The organism is Agromyces cerinus subsp. cerinus, from assembly GCF_900142065.1.
In the GTDB taxonomy this organism is placed as follows: Bacteria; Actinomycetota; Actinomycetes; order Actinomycetales; family Microbacteriaceae; genus Agromyces; species Agromyces cerinus.
The window spans coordinates 293094-313258 of sequence record NZ_FSRJ01000002.1 but is presented as its reverse complement, the minus strand read 5'-3'; the positions used below and the strand labels follow the sequence as shown (position 1 = coordinate 313258).

Sequence of the window (20165 nt, the reverse complement as noted above, 5' to 3'; positions counted from 1 at the left end):
TTCGGATGGAGGCGGTCATGACCGACGTACAGGCACCCTCGACCGGGCACGGCACCGAGGCATCCGCTCGCCGTTCGCCGGCGGTCGCGCGAGGTTCGGCGGTGGCGCGCGGTTCGGCGGTGGCGCGCGACTCGAGCGTCGACGCGATCCGGGTGGCGCTGCTCGTCGTCGTGTTCGCGTTGCACGCGATGATGGTCGGCGTCAGCATCGGGCCCGACGGTCCGGTGCTCGAGAACGCCCTCGAGGGGCAGTCCTGGTTCGCCGCGGTGAGCTGGGTCGTGCAGATCATGCCGCTGTTCTTCATCGCGGGCGGGTTCTCGAGCTACCTGCACTGGCGTTCGATGCGGGCACGCGGGGCGAGCAGCGCCGACTACGTGCGGGCACGACTCGAGCGTCTCGTGCGGCCCGCCATCGTGCTCGTCGCCGTGGTGGGCGCCGCCCTCGTCGCCCTCTCGCTCGCCGGGGTCCCGCCCGAGATGGTGGCGACGGCGGGCTTCCGCATCGGACAGCCGCTGTGGTTCCTCGGCGTGTACCTCGCGACCTCGGCGCTCGTGCCCCTCATGGTGCGCGCGCACGAACGAGCCCGACTGCTGACGCCGCTCGCCCTGTTCGGAGGCGTCGTCGCGGTCGACGCGCTTCGACTCGCGACGGGACTCGAGGGCCTCGGCTTCGTGAACCTCCTGCTCGTGTGGCTGCTCGTGCAGCAGCTCGGCTTCCACCTCGCGGACGGCACGCTCGACCGTCTCTCCCCCGCCGCGCTCTGGTCGGTCGCCGCCGGCGCGCTCGCCGTGCTCGCGGGGATCACCCTCGCCGGGCCGTACTCGGCCGACATGTACGAGAACCTCAATCCGCCGAACGTGTGCCTCGTGGTGCTCGGCGTCGCCCAGCTCGCGCTCTTCCAGCTGGCACGGCCGCACATCCGTGCCTGGGTCGAGCGAGCGGATGCCTCGCGGCTCGTCTCGGCCGTCGGCGAGCGCGCGATGACCGTCTACCTCTGGCACATGCCCGTGCTCGTGGGGCTCGCGGGAGTGCTGCTCGTGGCCGAACTCCGGTTCGGGCTCGCTCTGCCTGAGCCGATGAGCTCCGGCTGGTGGGCGAGCCGCCCGCTGTGGCTGGGTGCGGCGGCCGTCGTCGTCGCCCTCGTCACGCTCGTGTTCGCCCGATTCGAACGCGGGCGCCGGAGTGCCCGCCCCACGATGCGCCGCACCTCGACCACCGGTACGGCAGCGATCGATGCCGTCTGCGGAGTGGCCGCGGTCGCCGTGCTGCTCGTGACCGGGTTCGGCCCGGTTCAGGCCGTCATCTCACTCGCGCTGCTGACGGTCGCGTTGCGCGGCAGCGCGAACCTCGGCCCGATGCTCGCGAGAGCGACCACGGCGGTGCGGGTTCAGCGCAGGTCGCGGCGCAGTGGGACCGCGATGGCGAGCCAAGCGGCCAGGGCCGCGTAGCCGAGCAGCACGAGTGCTCCCACGAGCGGCGACGTGGTGGATGCCGCGGCGATCGGCAGCTGCTCGGCGATCGCGTCGCTGAGGAAGGTGAAGTCCGTCAGCGCCGCGGTCGCGCCGCCGGGAAGGAACGGATGGATGACGTTGACCCCCGGAACGATCATCAGGATGTGCTCGAGGAAGTAGAAGTACCCGAGCACGATGCCGATCGCGAGCAGCTGGTTGCGAGCGAGCGCGCCGATCGCGACGCCGAGCACCATGTAGACCGCTGCCGCGAAGGCGAGACGCGCGAGCAGGGCGGTGAGGGACGCGAGCGGCACGCCGAGTTCGACCCCCTGCACAGCCGCCCCCGTGATGACGGCGAGACCGGCGAAGAGCGAGGAGACCAGTCCGTACGCGACGCCGAGGGCTCCGTAGACGACGAGCTTCGCGACGAGCACCCGGCCGCGACGCGGCGCCGCCAGGAAGGTCGTTCCGATCGTGCGATGCCGGTACTCGCCGGTGACGGCGATCGTGCCGATCAGCGCCGGCACGAAGAGCAGGAGCCCGCTCATGCCGACGACGATGCCGACGCCCTCGGCGGTGTCGAGCCCGGGAAGCGGCGGGGTCGCGTTCTCGGGGCCGATGAGGGAGAGGAGCCCGGTCAGGCCGCCTCCGCAGAGCGCGGCGGTCACGAGCGACCAGAGCGGAAGCCTGGTGGCGAACAGCTTGGCGGTCTCTCCTCGGAGCAACCGGTTCATGCGCGGATCCCTTCGGTGCCGGTGGGAAGCGGCGAGGCCCCATCCGAGGTGAGTTCGAGGAACGCCGCTTCGAGGCTGGTTCCGTGTTCCGTGAACTCTGAGAGCGGCCCGGTCCACGTCGTGCGGCCGCGGTCGATCAGCACGAGATCGTCGATGCCGTACTGCAGTTCGGTGAGCACGTGGCTCGAGATCAGCACGGTGCCCCCGTCTGCCGCGAACTCGCGGAGGAACGTGCGCAGCCAGACGATGCCGGCGGGGTCGAGCCCGTTCGACGGCTCGTCGAGCACGAGCACCCCCGGGTCGCCGAGCAGTGCCGTCGCGAGCGAGAGCCGCTGCCGCATGCCCGTCGAGAAGCCGCCGACGCGGCGATCGAGGTAGTCGGTCATGCCCGTGAGCTCGGCCACCTGCTCCGCGCGCCCGACGGCGTGCCCACCCAGAGCGCAGTAGCTGCGGAGGTGCCCGCGAGCGGTCATGGCCGGGTGCGCTCCGGCGAGGTCGAGCACGGCCCCGACGGTGCCGGTGGGGTCGGGGAGTTCGGTGTACGGTCGGCCGCCGATGAGCGCGGTGCCCGCGTCGGGGCGCGCGAGTCCGAGCAGCATGCGGAGCGTCGTCGATTTGCCGGCGCCGTTCGGGCCGAGGAAGCCGGTGACGCGGCCGGGCGCCGCGACGAACGTCGCGTCCCGCACGGCCTCGACGTCGCCGATGCGCTTCGCGAGTCCTGAGACGTCGATCTGGGCGGTGATCATGGAGCGGATCCCTTCGGTGGCATACTCGAGCGAGAGCAATGAGAATGTTCTCACCGTGAGAATAATCATCCGGAGGACCGATGCGCAAGCCGTCGCCCATCGCCGACGTCGTCATGCACCCCGTTCGGCTGCGCATCATCCAGCAGGTGGGCACGCGCGAGATCACGACCGCGAGCCTGCGCAGCGCCCTGCCCGACGTCGCCCAGGCCACCCTCTACCGGCACATCGCCGCGCTCGTCGACGCCGACGTGCTCACCGTCGTCGAGGAGCGCCGCGTGCGCGGCGCGGTCGAGCGCACCTTCGCGCTCGGCGAGCGGATGGCGCACGTCGATCACGACGAACTGCTCGAGATGGGCTCGCGTGAACTGCAGCAGGCGTTCCTCACGTTCCTCGCCCATCTCGGCGAGAGCTTCGACCGGGCGAGCGCGGCCGACGATCCGCGGTTCCGCGACTTCCTCGGGTTCGGCGAGACGACGCTGCACGTGACGACCGACGATCTCGCCGTGATCCAGGCAGGGCTCGGCGAGCTCCTCGCGCCGTACCTGGCGGCCGGTGGCGACGGCCGGCGCACGGTCACCCTCGCGACGGCACTCATCCCGACCGACGGCGCCGCCCCTCGAGGCTGAGCCCGCCGAGGATCGGCCGCGCGCTCCGCGTCAGCCGACGATGACGACCCCGGCGAGCGCGACCCCCGCCACGACGAGCGTCGAGGCTCCCGCGAGCGCGAACGGCCGCACGCCGACGCGCCGGAACATGCTGAACCGCACGCCCGTGCCGAGGGCGAACATGGCCGCGGCGAGCAGCACCGTCTGCGCGACGCCCGCTCCCGCCACGACCGGGTCGGGCACCCAACCGAGCGAGCGCACCACGACCATCGCGATGAACCCCACGACGAACAGCGGGATGATCGGCGGTCGCCGGCCCGAGGTCTCGCCGGGCGTCGCGCTCGCCGCGAGCGAGCGGCGACGCTGCACGCTCACGACCGCGAGCACCGGCGCGAGCATCAGCACTCGGGCGAGCTTCACCACGACGGCCACCGCGAGCCCGGTGCCGCCGAGGGCTCCGCCCACCGCGACGACCTGGGCGACCTCGTGGATCGAGCCGCCCGCCCACATGCCGGCCTGCTGCGCGTCGAGGCCGAGGAGAGAAGCGGCGAGCGGGATGAGCGGGATCATGAGCGTGCCGAAGATGACGACGAGGGCGACCGCGGTCACGACCTCCTCCTCCTCGGCCTCGATCACGCCGTCGACCGCCGCGACCGCCGCGGCGCCGCAGATCGAGAAGCCGCACGCGATGAGCAGGCGCTGCGTCGCCGAGATGCCGAGCAGACGCCCGATGAGCAGTGTCGAGGTGATGCCGATCACGACGATCGCGACGACGACGACGATGACGCCGACTCCGAGGTCGAGGATGTCCCCGAGCACGAGTTGCAGGCCCAGCAGCACGACGCCGAGGCGAAGCAGCGGTTTCGCGGCGAACGAGAGCCCCGCCTCGAAGCGCGGCGAGAGCGGCACGGTGTTGCGCAGCAGCACGCCGAGCACGATCGCGATCAGCAGGGCGCTCATGCCGGGCACGAGCAGTGCCGCGGCCATCGATGCGGCGACCCCGGCGGCGGCCAGCCCGAGGCCTGGGGCGAGGCTGACGAGCCGGGAGCGGACCCTCGCCGCCCTGCGGAGCGGCTCCGGTGGGCGGGGCGGTGCGGGGGTCGGTGCAGTTCGGGTCATGCATCCACGATCGCGACCGGATGCCGCGGGCAGTAGCCGCCCGTTCAGCATCGAGGCATATCATGCTGATATGCCCACACGCTGGCCCGACCTCGCGGTGCTCGAATTGCTCGTCGCGATCGGCCGGCACGGCAGTCTCGGGCGTGCCGCACGTTCGGTCGACATGGCGCAGCCGAACGCGAGCCGGGCGATCGCCGGGCTCGAGCGCTCCCTCGGCCTCACGCTCATCGAGCGGCACGCCCGCGGGTCGCGGCTGACCGCCGACGGCGAGGCGATCGCGGAGCTCGCCGGGCGACTCCTCGTCGGCGCCGACGACCTGCTCGCCGCCGCGAGCGCCCGACGCGAGCACCACGAGGTCAGGCTCGACCTCGCTGCGAGCCTCACCGTTGCCGAGTACCTGCTGCCCGCCTGGGTCACCGGTCTCCGGAGCATCCATCCCGGCCTCGACGTGCGCATGCGGGTGGAGAACTCCACGCGGGTGTTCGAACTGCTCGAGGCGCACGAGATCGACCTCGGCTTCGTCGAGTCGCCGGCCGTGCGGCGCGGTCTGCACAGCCGCACGGTCGCGACCGACCGGCTCGTCGTCGTGGCGGCGCCGACGCATCCCTGGGCGCGCCGATCGCACCTCACGCTCGACGAACTCGCCGACACCCCGCTCGTGACCCGCGAGGCGGGCTCGGGCACCCGGTCGACCCTCGCCGACGCGCTCGACGGCAGGACGCCCGCGGAGCCCGCGATGGTCGTGGCCAGCAATGCGGCCGTGCTCATCGCCGCGGCATCCGGAGCGGGTCCCGCCGTGCTCAGCGACCTCGCCACCCGACCGTGGGTCGCCCGCGGCGAGCTCGTCGAGGTCGCCGTCGACGGGCTCGACCTCACGCGGCGCCTGCGAGCGGTCTGGCGTCGCGGCGACGTGCTCTCGGCCCCCGCCGCCGCGTTGCTCAGTGAGCTGTCGCGGGCCCGCGCAGGCGGAAACGCAGGCGGGCGCGCAGGCGGGAACATAGACTGATTCGCGGGGGAACGGCCGGCGACGCGGGAGGGTTCGCGTCCGGCACGGGGCATGCGACGCGATTGCGGCAGCATGCCCGGCGTCCGCTCCCCTTCGACCGACGAACGGCACTTGGGGGAATCTGTTGTCCACTTCGATCAACACGCACGACGGCGTCACCGTCTTCCTGACCTCGGCGACCGAAGCCGACGTGCACGCAGACGGCGCCGTCGTGGGCATCCAGGCGGTCGACGGCGACGCACTGCGCGACCGCGTCGTGGCGTTCGTGCAGGAGCGGGCGCAGCGCCTCGGGATCCCGGCGACCGCCGCCCTCATCGACGACTCCTCGCACTGGACCCTGACCGTCGAGCCCGACGGCCGCGTCACCGAGGCGCCGACGGGCCTCGTGACCGAGAGCTTCGAGCCACGGCCGGCCCCGACCGCGACCCCGACCCCGACCCCGACCGCGACGATCCCGACGATTCCCGCCGCTCCGGTCGCTGCACCCACGGCGGCCGCGGCGCCTGCGGCGACGGCAGCACCCAAGCCGCACCGCCCCACGGTCGAGGACCTGCTCTCGAGCCGGCCCCGCCAGCGCCCGTTGAAGGCGACCATGGGGTGGCAGGGCAGGGTGCGCCGCATGAGCGGCGGTCTCATCTCGCCGAAGCCGAGCGCGACCGAACAGACCCGCCACGACCAGACGAACCGAGTGCAGAAGCGACTCGACGGCCCGCGCACGATCGTGGTGCTGAACCCCAAGGGCGGGGCGCACAAGACCACGAGCACCCTGCTGCTCGCCGCGACGTTCGGCCGGCTCCGCGGCGGCTCGACGCTCGCGTGGGACAACAACGAGACCCGTGGCACGCTCGGCTGGCGCGCGCAGCACACCCCGCACCACCGCACCGCGGTCGACCTGCTGGGCGACCTCGAGCGGTTCGAGAACCCGAGCGTCGCGAGCCTCAGCCAGCTCGACGACTACGTGCGCACGCAGGTCGACGCCCGCTTCGACGTGCTCGCCTCCGATGAGGATGCCGCCGCGACATCCACGATCGACGAGGCCGCGTTCGACCGGCTGCACCGCACGCTCTCGCGCTACTACCGCCTGCTGATCATCGACACCGGCAACAACATGCGCGCCTCGAACTGGGTCGCGGCGGTGGCGGCCGCCGACCAGCTCGTGATCGTCTCGACGGTGCGCGAAGACACGGCGGCGAGCGCCGCGTGGCTGCTCGACGGCCTCGCCGAGAAGGGCTTCGGCGACAAGGTCGACCGGGCCGTCACGATCCTGACCTCGCCGTCGGAGAAGCCCGACCGCGAACTCGAGCAGCGCCTCGCCGACCACTTCGGCGCACTGACCGCCGCGGTCACGACGATCCCCTACGACCCCGCGCTCGTCGACGGCGGCACGATCGACTTCGACTCCCTGTCGGCCGAGACGCACGACGCGTGGCTCAACGCCGCCGCCGTGGTCGCCGACCAGCTCTGAACCCGGGCGCGGAGATGCTGGTCGACGAGCACGGCTTGCGGGAGCGCGAAGTGCCGCTGCACGAGATGGCGCCGGTCGACCGCGACGCCGCCTCCACGATGTGGAACGCCTACTGGCGCGCCCATCCCGACCAGGTCGGTCTCGACGACGTGCCCACCGTCGAGCGGTTCGGCGATCACGCCGAGCTCTCCGATGCGCTGCTCGAACTCGTCATCTCGGGCCGGAAGCGGGCGACGGCCACGCTCGTCAGGGAGTTCGCCGCCGACGGCGTGCCGCTCCCCCGCGTCGGGAGCCACTGGATCGCACTCGGCACGATCGCCGACGCCGACGAGGCCTTCGCGTTCGACGAGGCCGAGGACGACCGGACGCTCGAGGCCTGGCTCGTCAGCCACCGTCGCTACTGGGACCGGGTCTGCGCCGCCCTCGAGATCGACTGGTCCGACGATCTCGAGATCCTCTTCGAGCGGTTCACGGTGGCGTGGCCCGAGGCACGCGGAGCGATCGTCGACTGACGGGCCTGCGCCGCCGCGCAGCCCGCCGCCTCACTCCGGGCTAGGAGCCGTCTCGCAGGTCAGCGGGAACCGCGTCGGTGAACCGGATGCGGTCGAACCGCGCATCGCAGGCTGTTCCCAGCGGTGCCTGCGCGAGAAAGCCGACGACGGGAGCGATGCCCGAGTGCACTCGGAAGAGGCGGACGAAGTCCCAGCGGTCGCCATCCGTCGACGCGTGGAATGCGAATGCCGACCCGACCCTCGCCACCCTGAGGTGAATGGACGACTCCTCGACGATCGTCGAGTTGCAGTCGTCCGAGAAGCCGTTGGTCACCACGCTGACCACCATGGCCTGTCCGGCCGGTGAGTACTCGAAGCACAGCTTCGCCCAGTGGTCCTGGTCGCACCAAAGGCCGAGCGCGCCGGCGTCGAACGTGGAACGCCCGCCGACGACGCGAACGCGCGCGCTCAGGGCGAAGTCGCCCGAGGGCCGGAACCCGAGCATGCTCGCTCGATGCTGCCCGGGGCCGCCGAGCGGGTCGTTGCTCCAATCGACGCCCGCCGCCGCGTGCAGGGCGAGCTCGCCCCCGTCGTCGTCGAAGACCGCACCCGAAGTGCCGTTCGTCCACTCCAGGACCGGCAGACCAGCTACTCGCACGAATGCCCCTTCTCGTCGTCGATGACGACACTAGTCAGGTCGCCGGAGGAACCGGGCGAGCGAACGGCGGGTGACCGTGCGCGAAGCAACCTCGAAACATGGCCCGGCTACACTCGCATTCGGCCCGGACCAGCCCGCCACCAGCGAAACGGTCAATCATCCAGAGTTCCGCGCACACGATCCGCGGGATTCGAGAGCGCCCCGGGGTGGCCCATGCACAACGAACCGATCACCGTCTCGATCCGACGCGAGGTCGACCCCGAGCGCATCTCCGAGGCGACCGCGTGGGTGCAGACCGGCGTGAACCTCGCGGCCAAGTACCCGGGCTTCCTCGGCTCGGGCTGGGTGCGCGCCGGCGAGGCCTCGCAGGTCTGGCACATGCTCTACCGCTTCGCGAGCGAAGAGACCCTCGACGCCTGGGAGCGCTCGGCCGAGCGCACCTGGTGGCTCTCGATGGGCGAGGGCTTCGTGCGCTCGGAGCGCAGCAGGCGTCGCACCGGCATCGAGGGCTGGTTCGACGACCCGGCGACGGGTTCGGTGCCGGCGGCGGATGCCGCGGCATCCGCTTCGGCCGACGAACTGCCGCCCGCGCCGCCGCGGTGGAAGCAGGCGGTGACGATCTGGCTCGGCTTCTTCCCGGTGAACCTCGTGTTCACCCTGCTCGTCACCTCGTTCGTGCCCGGCTGGAACGAGCTCGAGGTGGTCTGGAAGGTGCTCGTCACGACCCTGCTGCTGACGCCGGTCATGACGTTCTGGGCGCTGCCCTTCGTGACGCGCCTGCTGCGTCGCTGGCTCGCTCCCGCCGCCCGCTGAGCGGCGGGCCGCGCTCGCTGCGGCGCTCGCGGTTACGCGGAGGCTTCGTCGGCCACGCGCCGGTGCTCGAGCACCCGGCGCACGACGAGCACGACGAGGGCGATGGCGATGGCGCCGTAGACGACCCAGTCGAGGTACTGCAGGTACTCCTCGAGCAGCGCGTGCTGGGTGCCGAGGGCGGCGCCGATGCCGATGAGCAGGCTGTTCCAGATGCCCGACCCGATCGCCGTGAAGAGCAGGAACCAGGCGAGCGGCATGCGGTCGGCACCCGCCGGCAGCGAGATCAGGCTGCGGACACCGGGGATCATGCGTCCGACGAGCACCGACCAGCGACCGTGCTTGTGGAACCAGGCGGCGCCGCGCTCGAGGTCGGTCAGGCTGACGAGCCGGGTCCAGGCGATCCAGCGGATGGCCCGCTCGAGGCCCACTGCGGCGCCGAGCCCGTAGAGCACGAGCCCGCCGATGACGGAGGCGAGCGTCGACCAGACGATGAGCCAGCCGAGGTGGAGGTCTCCCGCCTGGCTGAGGTAGCCCGCGAACGGCAGGATCACCTCACTCGGGATCGGCGGGATCAGCACCTCGAGGAAGACGAGAACGCCGACGCCGATGTCGCCGAGGGAGGTCAGCACGTCGGCGGCGAATCCGGTGAGGCCGGTGAAGCCGTGGTCGTCGGTCGTCAGCAAGGTCGTGTCTCGGCTCTCGGTTCGGGGTCGATGATCGGCGCGCGGCGGCACGCCCACGCTACCGGCGCAGGTTGCGCGAAAGCTGGGCGGCGCCCGTTCAGCGGGGCGTGCCGATGCGACGGGCGAGCACCGTCGCCGCCTCCTGCACCGCCGACACGTACCGGGCGACGTCCGCGTCGGGCGCGGCATCCGGGTACGTGACCGCCACGGCCGCCGCCGGCCAGCCGACGTGGTCGAGCACGACCGCCCCGACCGAGGCGAGACCGCCCGTGACCTCGCCGTCCTCACCGGCCCAGCCCTGCTCGCGCACGACGGCGAGCACGCGCTTCAGCCGGCCGTAGCTCCAGGCCTCGTCGCCGCCGTCGAGCGCGGGCCGACCGGCGAACGCGGCGCGATCCGGGTAGAGCGCCCGCAACTGCGCCGGCGGCAGCACGGCGAGCATCGCACGGCCCGTCGCGGTGAGGTGCGCGGGCAGCCGCACGCCGACGTCGGTGACGAGCGACGGGCGGCGCGGCGCGCGCTCCTCGACGAGGTACAGCACGTCGCGCCCGTGCAGCACTGCGAGGTGACCGCTCTCGCCGAGGCGGTCGACGAGGGCTGCGACGAGCGGCCGGCCGAGACGGGCGAGGGGCTGCTGGCGCGAGAAGCCGCTCGAGAGCTCGAAGGCGGCGATGCCGAGCCCGTACCGGCGTTCCTCCGGCAGGTGCACGACGAAGCCGCGCTCCTGCATCACCGCGAGCAGGTGGTAGATCGTCGACCGGGGAATGCCGAGCGCCGAGGCGATCGTGGCCGCGGGCACCGGTCCCCGCTGGGCTGCGAGGTGGGTGAGGATCGCGAGCGTCTGGTCGGCCGCCGGCACCTTCGAGCCCGCGCCCTCGAGCTTCGCCGCTCGGCCGAGCGGACGCGTGTCGTCGGTCTGCGGCGTGGATTCCGACAACTGGCGTCCTCTCGGCGACGGGCAACAGCGTAAGCCTACGCCTGCGTCTGGGATACCGGACGGCGACCATCCCATCACGCTTCCCGCGCGCGTGAGGGCGGTGTGGAATCGGAGGTATGAGCAGCAACGTCTCCGCACCCGCGCGCGCCGCGGCATCCGTCACCGTCGGCACCGGCCCCCTCGGCATCGACGACGTCGTCGCCGTCGCACGCCACGGGGCATCCGTCGTGCTCGACCCGGCAGCGCTCGACGGCGTCGCCGCGAGCCGTGCGATCGTCGAGGGCCTCGCCGCCGACCCCGAGCCGCACTACGGCATCTCGACGGGCTTCGGCGCGCTCGCGACCACGTTCATCGCCGAGGACCGCCGTGCACAGCTGCAGGCGAGCCTCGTGCGCTCGCACGCCGCCGGCTCCGGCGCCGAGGTCGAGCGCGAGGTCGTGCGCGCCCTCATGCTGCTGCGCCTCTCGACCCTCATGACCGGCCGCACGGGCGTGCGCCGCGAGACCGCGGAGACCTACGCGGCGATCCTCAACGCGGGCATCACCCCCGTCGTGCGCGAGTACGGCTCGCTCGGATGCTCCGGCGACCTCGCCCCCCTCGCGCACTGTGCGCTCGTGGCCATGGGCGAGGGCGAGGTTCGGGTCTCGACGAGCTCGACCGGCGAGGCCGGTGCGCCGACGGATGCCTCGAGCGCCCTTGCCGCGGCCGGCATCACGCCGCTCCACCTCGCCGAGAAGGAGGGCCTCGCCCTCATCAACGGCACCGACGGCATGCTCGGCATGCTCGCGCTCGCGATCGACGACCTGCGGATGCTGCTCACCACCGCCGACGTCGCCGCGGCGATGAGCGTCGAGGGCCTCATGGGCACCGACGCCGTCTTCGCCGCCGACCTGCACGCACTCCGCCCGCAGCGCGGCCAGGCGATCTCGGCCTCGAACCTGCGGCGTCTGCTCGCCGACTCCCCCATCGTCGCGAGCCACAAGGGCCCCGAGTGCACCCGCGTGCAGGACGCCTACTCGCTGCGCTGCGCCCCCCAGGTGCACGGCGCCGCCCGCGACACGCTCGCGCACGCGGCATCCGTCGCCGACGCCGAGCTCGCGAGCGCCGTCGACAACCCCGTGCTGACGCTCGACGGGCGCGTCGAGTCGAACGGCAACTTCCACGGCGCACCGGTCGCGTACGTGCTCGACTTCCTCGCGATCGCGGTGGCGGATGTCGCGTCGATGAGCGAGCGGCGCACCGACCGCTTCCTCGACCGGGCGCGCAACCAGGGCCTGCCGCCCTTCCTCGCGCACGAGGTCGGCGTCGACTCGGGCCTCATGATCGCGCAGTACACCGCGGCGGGCATCGTCTCGGAACTGAAGCGGCTCGCGGTGCCGGCATCCGTCGACTCGATCCCGTCGTCTGCCATGCAGGAGGACCACGTCTCGATGGGCTGGGCGGCTGCGCGCAAGCTCCGTCGCTCGATCGACGGCCTCTCGCGCGTGCTGGCGATCGAGGTCATGACCGCGGCTCGCGGACTCGCCCTGCGGGCGCCGCTCGTGCCGGGAACCGCCACCGGTGCGGTCGTCTCCCTCGTCGCCGAGACCGGTGCTGTGCCGGGGCCCGACCGCTTCCTCTCCCCCGAGATCGAGGCGATCTCGGGCATGGTTGCGCACGGCGATGTCGTCGTCGCGGCGATGTCGGCGGCCGGCCCGCTCGACTGAGCCGGTTCGCGGTGTGCCCCGAAGAGGGCGCGAGATCTCGGCGTGCAGGTGTTGTGCCGACCTGCCTGCGCTGAGAGACTGAGTGAGATGCCGGCCCCCGAAGCCGACGTCTGAACGGAACCCTATGTCGCTGATGCAACGATTGCCCGGCCAGAGCCGCCCGTTCCGCGTGCACCGCACTCGGCCCGACGGACTCGCGGTGGCCGCGGCAGCGGCCGTCATCGTGCTCGGCATCTCGGGGATCAGTTCGGCATCGGCCGAAGAGGTCGTCGCGACCGACGCGACGGTGGCGACCTCCGAGACCACCGACACGGGTGCGGCGACGACCGACACGGGGGCGGCGACATCCGATGAGACGGCCGAGGGCACCGAACCCGCGCCTTCGCCCGAACCCTCTCCCGAACCTTCGACCGAACCGACGCCGACTCCCGAGCCGACGCCGGAGCCGACTCCGACGCCCGAGCCCACGCCGACGCCGACACCGACGCCGACACCGACTCCGACCCCGACTCCCCAGCCGACGCCGACACCCACACCGACACCGACCCCGACACCCACACCGACTCCGACGACCAAGCCGACGCCGCCCGCCGCACCGGTCGCCACCCCGCGCGCTCCGCTGCTCATCGGCAGCGGACCGTACGCCCGCATCTCCACCGGCCGCGACCCGCAGCTCAGCTCGCTGCTCGGAGCACGGACCGCACTCGATCGGGCGACCGCAGCCCTGCGCACGGCCGAGGCCGAACTCGAGACGGCTCGATCCACCCAGGCCGCAGCACGCGCCCTGGCGACGCAACTGCAGGAGCAGGCCGAGGAGGCCCGCGCCGACGCCGACGCGGCCGGCGCTGCCGCATTCGCCGCCTCGCGCGGCGGCGACACCTCGCTCACGTCGATGGCTGCCGCGTTCGGCTCGGGCAAGGACCTGCTCGCCGGTCTCGGCGGCGTCGCACGCGTCGACCAGATCACCGGTGACGCCGAGAAGCTGCAGAAGATCGCCCAGAAGCGCTCCGATGAGGCCGACGTGGCCGAGCAGCGCGCCGCAGACGCCTGGGCCGCCGTCGACGCTGTGCCGGTCGATGCGGCCGAAGCCGCGGTCGCCGCCGCGGAGCGCGGCGTGAAGTCGGCCCGCTCGGATCTCTCCGGGCTGCGCTCCCGCGTCGCCGCCTCGAGCGTCTCGCTCATCGACTCCCTCCCCCGCGACGCCGGGCAGCTGAGCGACCAGGGCTGGGCCCCGCCGGTCTCCGGCGCTCAGACCGACGGATTCGGCCCCCGCCCGAACAAGCCGCTCGCAGGCGTGAACGAGTTCCACCGCGGCACGGATGTCGCATCGAGCTGCGGCTCACCGGTCTTCGCCGCCACCGGCGGCATCGTCGTCGAGGCGCGCGCGAGCGGCAGCTACGGCAACTGGATCCTGCTCGAGCACGGCGCCGGCGTCTCGACCGGGTACGCGCACCTCTCCGACGGTGGCATCCTCGTGAGCCCCGGCGACAAGGTCGCAGCCGGTCAGCTCATCGGCACCGTCGGCAGCACCGGCGCATCGACGGGCTGCCACCTGCACTTCGAGGTACGGCTCGACGGCACCGCCGTCGACGCTGTGCCCTTCATGGCGGCCCGCGGCATCCAGCTCGGCTGACTCGCCGGGCACGGAGAGTTCTCCCCGACCGGTCAGCGGCGCGCACCCGGCACCTCGTCTGGCATCCCAGACAGCACGCACGCGACATCCGTTGTCGGCGACCCCTCGGTGCGCGAGCATCGGAACATGACCGACGCACCCATCGCAGCACCCGCCGGCCCCCGCACCGTTCGCGCCGCACGAGGCACCGAGCTCACCGCGAAGAGCTGGCAGACCGAGGCGCCGTTGCGCATGCTCATGAACAACCTCGACCCCGAGGTCGCCGAGCGCCCCGACGACCTCATCGTCTACGGCGGCACGGGCAAGGCCGCCCGCAACTGGGAGTCGTTCGACGCGATCGTGCGCACCCTCGAGGGGCTCGAGGCCGACGAGACCCTGCTCGTGCAGTCGGGCAAGCCCGTCGGCGTGTTCCGCACCCACGAGTGGGCGCCGCGCGTGCTCATCGCCAACTCGAACCTCGTGGGCGACTGGGCGACGTGGCCCGAGTTCCGGAAGCTCGAGCAGCTCGGCCTCACCATGTACGGCCAGATGACCGCCGGCTCGTGGATCTACATCGGCACGCAGGGCATCCTGCAGGGCACCTACGAGACCTTCGGCGCGATCGCTCGCGCCCGATTCGACGGCACGCTCGCCGGCACGCTCACCCTTACCGGCGGCTGCGGCGGCATGGGCGGCGCACAGCCCCTCGCCGTCACGATGAACGAGGGCGTCGTGCTCATCGTCGACGTCGACGCGACGCGCCTGGCGCGCCGAGTCGAGCACGGCTACCTCGACGAGATGACCGACGACCTCGACGACGCGATCGCCCGTGTGCTCGCTGCGAAGGAGTCGCGCACGCCACTGAGCGTCGGGCTCGTCGGCAATGCCGCGACGGTCTTCCCCGAACTCCTCGCCCGCGGCGTCGCGATCGACATCGTGACCGACCAGACGAGCGCGCACGACCCGCTGTCGTACCTGCCCGAGGGCGTGAGCGTGGCCGAATGGCACGAGCTCGCGGCATCCGACCCCGAAGCCTTCACCGACCGCGCCCGTGCCTCGATGGCCAAGCAGGTGCAGGCGATGGTCGAGTTCCAGGACGCCGGCGCAGAGGTCTTCGACTACGGCAACTCGATCCGTCGCGAGGCCGAGCTCGGCGGCTACGAGCGCGCGTTCGCGTTCCCCGGGTTCGTGCCCGCCTACATCCGCCCGCTCTTCGCCGAGGGCAAGGGCCCGTTCCGCTGGGCGGCGCTCTCGGGCGACCCGGCCGACATCGCCGCGACCGACAAGGCGATCCTCGAGCTCTTCCCCGAAGACGAGCACCTGCGCCGCTGGATCACGCAGGCCGGCGAGAAGGTGCACTTCGAGGGCCTGCCCGCTCGCATCTGCTGGCTCGGCTACCAGGAGCGCCACCTCGCCGGGCTGAAGTTCAACGAGATGGTCGCCTCGGGCGAGCTCAGCGCGCCCGTCGCGATCGGCCGCGACCACCTCGACTCGGGCTCGGTCGCGAGCCCGTACCGCGAGACCGAGGCCATGGCCGACGGCTCCGACGCGATCGCCGACTGGCCGCTCCTGAACGCCCTGCTCAACACCGCATCGGGCGCGACCTGGGTCTCGATCCACCACGGCGGCGGCGTCGGCATCGGCCGCTCGATCCACGCCGGCCAGGTGATCGTCGCCGACGGCACGCCGCTCGCCGCCGAGAAGATCGCACGCGTGCTCGTGAACGACCCGGGCACCGGAGTGATGCGCCACGTCGACGCGGGCTACGACCGTGCCGTCGAGGTCGCTCGCGAACGCGGCCTGCGCGTGCCTATGCTCGAGGCATGAGCGACGGGGGCGCCGCGGGGCGCATGCTGCTGACCGGCATCGGCGAGCTCGTCACGAACGACCCGTCGCCCGATCGCGAGGCCGGCCCGCTCGGCATCGTGCGCGACGCCGCCGTGCTCGTCGAAGACGGCCGCATCGCGTGGGTCGGCAGTGCGACGCACGCCGACGAGCACCTCGACCACCGGGCCGAACGCGAGGACCGCCGCGAGGGCGACGAGCACCGTTCCATCTGGGACGCCGAGGTCGAGGTCGTCGACGCCGGCGGCCGCGCCGTGATCCCCGGCTTCGTCGACAGCCACTCGCACCTCGTCTTCGGCGGCGACCGCGCCGCGGAGTTCGCCGCACGCATGGCCGGGCAGCGGTACGAGGCCGGCGGCATCCGCTCGACCGTCGCGGCCACGCGCGCCGCGAGCGACGACGAGCTGCGGACACGGCTGGCCGGCTTCGTGGCCGAACTGCATGGCCAGGGCACCACGACGTTCGAGATCAAGTCGGGCTACGGCCTCTCGGTCGCCGACGAGGAGCGACTGGTGCGGCTCGCCCGCGAGGTCACCTCCGAGGTCACCTTCCTCGGCGCCCACGTCGTGCCGTTCGAGTTCCGCGAGGACCCGGCGTTCGGCGGCGACGCCGATCGTGCCGCCGAGGCCTACGTCGACCTCGTCGTCGGCGAGATGCTCGACGCCTGCGCGCCGCACTCGCGCTGGGTCGACGCGTTCTGCGAGCGCGGCGCGTTCACCGCCGAGCAGTCGCGGCGCGTGCTCGCGGCCGGCGCCGCCGCGGGGCTCGGCGTGCGGGTGCACGGCAACCAGCTCGGCGAGGGACCCGGCGTGCAGCTCGCGGTCGAGCTCGGCGCCGCCTCGGTCGACCACTGCACCTACCTGAGCGATGCGGATGTCGCGGCGCTCGCGTCATCCGACACGGTCGCGACGCTCCTGCCGGGCGTCGAGTTCTCGACCCGCCAGCCGTATCCCGATGCGCGCCGGCTCATCGACGCCGGGGTCGCGGTCGCCCTCGCGAGCGACTGCAACCCGGGCTCGAGCTTCACGAGCTCGCTGCCGTTCTGCATCGCCGTCGCCGTGCGCGACATGGGCATGACCCCGGCCGAGGCGCTCTGGGCGTCGACGGCGGGCGGCGCAGCGGCGCTCCGGCGAACGGACGTCGGCGCGATCCGCCCCGGCATGCGCGCCGACCTCGTCGAACTCTCGGCGCCGAGCCACGTGCACCTCGCCTACCGGCCGGGTGTCCCGCTCATCGGGCGCGTCTGGAAGGACGGCGCGGTCGTCGCAGGGGCGTGAGACCGAGGCATCCGCTCGCGGACGCTCAGCCGCGCGGAACTTCGATCGCGCTGATGCCGCTGAGCCCGATCCACGCGCGGTCGGCCGTCTCGACGAGGGTGGCGAGCACCTGGTCGCACTCGCTGCAGCGCACGACGGTGCCGGCGCCGCTGCGATAGACCATCGTTCGGGCGAGCTCGCCGACGGCACCGCAGCCGCTGCACCGCGCGATCGCGGTGGTCAGGTCGAAGCTGAAGAACTCGGCGAGCGGGCCGGCCAGGGCGTTGCCGTCGACGTGCTGCATCACGTGCCTCCGTATCGCTCGGTGCGGATCGATCGCGCGTCGTGTCCGAGTTCGACGAGCCAGTCGGCGACGCGCTCGACGAAGCCCGTCGACCCGCAGACGAAGACGCGCGGCCGCTCAGCGGCGGGGATCACGGCCGCCTCCAGCACCTCTCGCGTGATGCGCGCCGGCGGCGTCGGCCACCCTGCGGGCGAGCGGCGCGTGTAGACGAGGTCGAGCTGCAGTGCTGCGGATGCCTCGGCGAGGCGCCGCAGCTCGTCGGCGAAGTAGACGTCGTCGGGGCTGCGCACCGAGTAGAGCAGCCGGAACGACGTGAGGTCGTGTGCGGCGCCGTGCGCCTCGGCCATGGCGTAGAGCGGCACGACACCCGAGCCCCCGGCGATGAGCTGCACCGGGCGGGCCTCGCCGGCCGCGGCGGCGTCCGCGGCATCCGGCGCCCACACGAAGAACGCACCGAGCGGCCCGTGCACCTCGAGCATGTCCCCGGCCCGCACCTCGTCGACGAGGTAGGGCGAGACCTCGCCGTCGGGCAGCTTGTCGACGGCGATGGTCACGCGCGTGCCCGCGCCCGACGACGCGATGGAGTACGAACGGGTCGCGGTGTAGCCGTCGGGCGCGGTGAGGCGAACGTCGAGATGCTGGCCGGCGGCGTTGCCGGGCCATCCGTCGACCTCGAGTTCGATGCGCGAGGCGTTCGGCGTCTCGCGACGTGTCGAGGCCACGGTCGCGACATGCCAGCCGGAGCGCGGCACGGCGAGCAGCGCGGCGCTCGGCGCAGGCGCCGGTGCCGTCGTTCCGGTCGCGGCGTCGCTCACCAGTAGCGCTCCTCCGTCCACGGATCCCCGTGGAGGTGGTAGCCGTTCTGCTCCCAGAATCCGGGCTCGTCCTGCTCCATCATCACGAGGCCGCGAACCCATTTGGCGCTCTTCCAGAAGTAGAGATGCGGCACGAGCAGCCGTGCAGGCCCGCCGTGCTCGGGCTCGAGCGGCTCGCCGTCGAACTCGAACGCGACCCATGCCTTGCCGTCGAGCAGCTCGTCGAGCGGCACGTTCGTCGTGTAGCCGCCGTAGCTGTGCGCCATGACGTACTCCTGCTCGGTCTCGACCTGCTCGAAGAGCGTGTCGAGCGAGACGCCGCGCCAGCTCGTGCCGAGCTTCGACCAGTGCGTGACGCAGTGGATGTCGGTGTCGACGTCGTCGATCGCGAGGGAGGTGAACTCGTCCCAGTTCCAGCGGTGCACGCTCGACTCGGTGCGGATCGTGAACTCCCACTCGGCAGTGTCGACTTCGGGCGTGGGCCCCGCAGAGAGCACCGGGAAGTCCTGCACGAGGGTCTGACCGGGTGGCAGCCGTTCGTCGCGCTCACGACTGCACCCGCTGAACCCCCTGGTGATGAACGACATCTCGTTCTCCTCCCGTTGGCATCGACACTAGTGACGCCGGGGGCTGCTGTCACCGGTTCCGGTCGTGCGAACGGTCGGGTGCGTCGAACGTCACCCCGATCGGCGGTGCGGCGACGTTGCCCGTGCTCGTCGCGGCGCGCACGTCGGCCCACGATGCCGCCTCGAAGGTGAAGACGGCGACGGCCGCCGTCGACATCGCCTCCGCGGTCTTCGAGAACCGGGTCGCGAGTTCGGTCATCTCGGGGTTGTGACCGACGAGCATCGCGACCGCGAGTCGGTCGTCGAGCGAGCGGATGACGCGGAGCATCGTCTCGACGGACGCGGCGTAGAGGCGCTCGTCGGCGATGATGCGGCGGGCCGGGGTGCCGAGTTCACCGGCGACCAGCGCCGCCGTCGACCGTGCGCGCTCCGCGGTGCTCGTGATGATCACGTCGGGCTCGATGCCGCGCTCGAGGAGTCGTCTGCCCATGCGCGGCGCATCCTGCCGGCCGAGATCGTTCAGCGGGCGGTCGTGATCGACGAGACCTGGCGAGTCCCAGCTCGACTTCGCGTGGCGCATGAGCACGAGGGTCTTCACGGTGCGTCCTTCCGTCGGGTCGGTCTCGCGCATGCCCTGCTCAGTGCAGGGCGATGCCCGCGGCGACCTCCAGCATGCAGAATGCCGCCAGTCGTACGGTACGCCCGTCCGGCGCATCCGGGGTGGCATCGACGTCGGCGAGGTCGACGAACGCCGAGATGCCACCACCCGATCCCCGCAGTGATCGTCAGTCGTCACCGCACGCGCCACCGGCGGGCGTGCCGTCACCGATCGTGAGCAGGGGCCTCGAACAGCACCTCGACCGGCGCGGCAGCGCCGACCTCTGCCCAGTCCGCGACGTCGAAGCGGAACTCGGCGACGGCGCAGGTCGGCATCTCGGCGATCTCATCCGAGAGTCGGGAGGCGAGCTCGCCGATCTCGGGGTTGTGGCCGACCAGCATGACGGTGGCCGACTCATCGTCGAGGGCCCGGACGATGTCGAGCAAGCCCTCCGGGGAGGCGCCGTAGAGACGGTCGTCCTCCAGGATCCGGCCGGATCCGAGGTCGAGCGCCTGGGCGAGGATCTCCGCCGTCGAACGGGCGCGCACCGCCGTGCTCGTCACGATCATGTCGGGAACGACGCCACGCTCTCGCAGTCGCGCACCCACCCTCGGCGCATCGCGCCGACCGCGATGGTTCAAGGGGCGCTCGTGGTCGGGAAGCGTCTGGTCGCCCCAGCTCGACTTGGCGTGCCGCACCAGCAGGAGTGTCTTCATGGTTCCGTTCCCGTGTTCAGCGTGTGCGTCTCGATCGAG

At 72.3% G+C, this 20165-nt stretch carries 21 protein-coding genes; 10 read left to right on the top strand and 11 right to left on the bottom strand.

Annotated elements, in window-relative coordinates; genetic code table 11:
• Positions 1–17: 17 nt before the first annotated feature.
• Positions 18–1448, top strand: coding sequence for an acyltransferase family protein (locus BUR99_RS07535; protein WP_159440962.1), 1431 nt, complete (start codon positions 18–20; stop codon positions 1446–1448).
• On the opposite strand, the gene BUR99_RS07530 is transcribed toward BUR99_RS07535, so the two are convergent.
• Together BUR99_RS07530 and BUR99_RS07525 are read right to left on the bottom strand one after the other, a co-directional pair.
• Entirely contained in the window at positions 1388–2185 is a 798-nt protein-coding gene (locus BUR99_RS07530; protein WP_074259762.1) for an ABC transporter permease, read from the bottom strand. The two genes, BUR99_RS07535 and BUR99_RS07530, sit on opposite strands and share 61 nt — an antisense overlap.
• The gene (locus BUR99_RS07525) at positions 2182–2931 is read right to left on the bottom strand and encodes an ABC transporter ATP-binding protein (RefSeq protein WP_074259761.1); all 750 of its coding nucleotides are present in this window, start codon (positions 2929–2931) and stop codon (positions 2182–2184) included. Before BUR99_RS07525 ends, BUR99_RS07530 begins: the two co-directional genes overlap by 4 nt.
• An 80-nt stretch (positions 2932–3011) precedes the next feature.
• Between BUR99_RS07525 and BUR99_RS07520 the strand changes: the two genes are divergently transcribed.
• A complete protein-coding gene (locus tag BUR99_RS07520) occupies positions 3012–3557 on the top strand; it encodes a helix-turn-helix domain-containing protein (protein ID WP_074259760.1) in 546 nt (181 codons plus the stop codon).
• Positions 3558–3587: 30 nt separating this feature from the next.
• On the opposite strand, the gene BUR99_RS07515 is transcribed toward BUR99_RS07520, so the two are convergent.
• Positions 3588–4655, bottom strand: coding sequence for a YeiH family protein (locus tag BUR99_RS07515; protein WP_084183797.1), 1068 nt, complete (start codon positions 4653–4655; stop codon positions 3588–3590).
• Positions 4656–4725: 70 nt separating this feature from the next.
• Between BUR99_RS07515 and BUR99_RS07510 the strand changes: the two genes are divergently transcribed.
• The 3 genes from BUR99_RS07510 to BUR99_RS07500 all read left to right on the top strand — a co-directional run bounded on the left by BUR99_RS07510 (position 4726) and on the right by BUR99_RS07500 (position 7638).
• Positions 4726–5661: a LysR family transcriptional regulator gene (locus BUR99_RS07510; protein ID WP_074259758.1), complete on the top strand. Its 936-nt coding sequence runs from the start codon at positions 4726–4728 to the stop codon at positions 5659–5661.
• Between the two features lie 124 nt (positions 5662–5785).
• The gene (locus tag BUR99_RS07505) at positions 5786–7126 is read left to right on the top strand and encodes a MinD/ParA family ATP-binding protein (RefSeq protein WP_234980785.1); all 1341 of its coding nucleotides are present in this window, start codon (positions 5786–5788) and stop codon (positions 7124–7126) included.
• A 35-nt stretch (positions 7127–7161) separates the two neighbouring features.
• Positions 7162–7638: an ASCH domain-containing protein gene (locus BUR99_RS07500; protein ID WP_327077886.1), complete on the top strand. Its 477-nt coding sequence runs from the start codon at positions 7162–7164 to the stop codon at positions 7636–7638.
• Positions 7639–7678: 40 nt separating this feature from the next.
• Here the strand turns inward: BUR99_RS07500 and BUR99_RS07495 are convergent, their stop codons facing one another.
• Positions 7679–8275 carry a DUF1349 domain-containing protein gene (locus BUR99_RS07495; RefSeq protein WP_074259757.1) on the bottom strand — a complete coding sequence of 199 codons (597 nt, stop codon included), beginning with the start codon at positions 8273–8275 and terminating at the stop codon, positions 7679–7681.
• 213 nt (positions 8276–8488) lie between these two features.
• Between BUR99_RS07495 and BUR99_RS07490 the strand changes: the two genes are divergently transcribed.
• The gene (locus BUR99_RS07490; protein WP_074259756.1) at positions 8489–9088 is read left to right on the top strand and encodes an antibiotic biosynthesis monooxygenase; all 600 of its coding nucleotides are present in this window, start codon (positions 8489–8491) and stop codon (positions 9086–9088) included.
• 32 nt (positions 9089–9120) lie between these two features.
• Here BUR99_RS07490 and BUR99_RS07485 read toward each other — a convergent pair whose 3' ends face one another.
• Together BUR99_RS07485 and BUR99_RS07480 are read right to left on the bottom strand one after the other, a co-directional pair.
• A complete protein-coding gene (locus BUR99_RS07485) occupies positions 9121–9771 on the bottom strand; it encodes a DedA family protein (RefSeq protein WP_074259755.1) in 651 nt (216 codons plus the stop codon).
• A 97-nt stretch (positions 9772–9868) separates the two neighbouring features.
• Positions 9869–10630, bottom strand: coding sequence for an IclR family transcriptional regulator (locus BUR99_RS07480; RefSeq protein ID WP_074260277.1), 762 nt, complete (start codon positions 10628–10630; stop codon positions 9869–9871).
• Between the two features lie 194 nt (positions 10631–10824).
• On the opposite strand from BUR99_RS07480, the gene hutH reads away from it, so the two are divergent.
• From hutH to hutI, 4 genes are all read left to right on the top strand, one after another.
• Entirely contained in the window at positions 10825–12414 is a 1590-nt protein-coding gene (gene hutH, locus BUR99_RS07475; protein ID WP_074259754.1) for a histidine ammonia-lyase, read from the top strand.
• Positions 12415–12547: 133 nt separating this feature from the next.
• The gene (locus tag BUR99_RS19585; RefSeq protein WP_143231530.1) at positions 12548–14047 is read left to right on the top strand and encodes a M23 family metallopeptidase; all 1500 of its coding nucleotides are present in this window, start codon (positions 12548–12550) and stop codon (positions 14045–14047) included.
• A 126-nt stretch (positions 14048–14173) separates the two neighbouring features.
• A complete protein-coding gene (gene hutU, locus BUR99_RS07460; protein WP_074259753.1) occupies positions 14174–15853 on the top strand; it encodes a urocanate hydratase in 1680 nt (559 codons plus the stop codon).
• Positions 15850–17148 (top strand): imidazolonepropionase, encoded by a 1299-nt coding sequence (hutI, locus tag BUR99_RS07455; protein ID WP_234980784.1) that lies wholly within the window; start codon positions 15850–15852, stop codon positions 17146–17148. The genes hutU and hutI overlap by 4 nt, the downstream gene beginning before the upstream one ends.
• A 25-nt stretch (positions 17149–17173) precedes the next feature.
• Here hutI and BUR99_RS07450 read toward each other — a convergent pair whose 3' ends face one another.
• From BUR99_RS07450 to BUR99_RS07430, 5 genes are all read right to left on the bottom strand, one after another.
• Positions 17174–17431 carry a DUF6510 family protein gene (locus BUR99_RS07450; protein WP_074259752.1) on the bottom strand — a complete coding sequence of 86 codons (258 nt, stop codon included), beginning with the start codon at positions 17429–17431 and terminating at the stop codon, positions 17174–17176.
• On the bottom strand, positions 17431–18246 hold the full coding sequence (locus tag BUR99_RS07445) for a ferredoxin reductase (RefSeq protein WP_327077885.1): 816 nt from the start codon (positions 18244–18246) through the stop codon (positions 17431–17433). The genes BUR99_RS07450 and BUR99_RS07445 overlap by 1 nt, the downstream gene beginning before the upstream one ends.
• Entirely contained in the window at positions 18243–18833 is a 591-nt protein-coding gene (locus BUR99_RS07440) for a sulfite oxidase-like oxidoreductase (RefSeq protein WP_074259751.1), read from the bottom strand. Before BUR99_RS07440 ends, BUR99_RS07445 begins: the two co-directional genes overlap by 4 nt.
• Before the next feature lie 49 nt (positions 18834–18882).
• On the bottom strand, positions 18883–19443 hold the full coding sequence (locus BUR99_RS07435) for a SixA phosphatase family protein (RefSeq protein ID WP_074259750.1): 561 nt from the start codon (positions 19441–19443) through the stop codon (positions 18883–18885).
• Positions 19444–19634: 191 nt separating this feature from the next.
• Positions 19635–20126, bottom strand: coding sequence for a SixA phosphatase family protein (locus tag BUR99_RS07430; protein WP_074259749.1), 492 nt, complete (start codon positions 20124–20126; stop codon positions 19635–19637).
• Between the last annotated feature and the right edge of the window lie 39 nt (positions 20127–20165).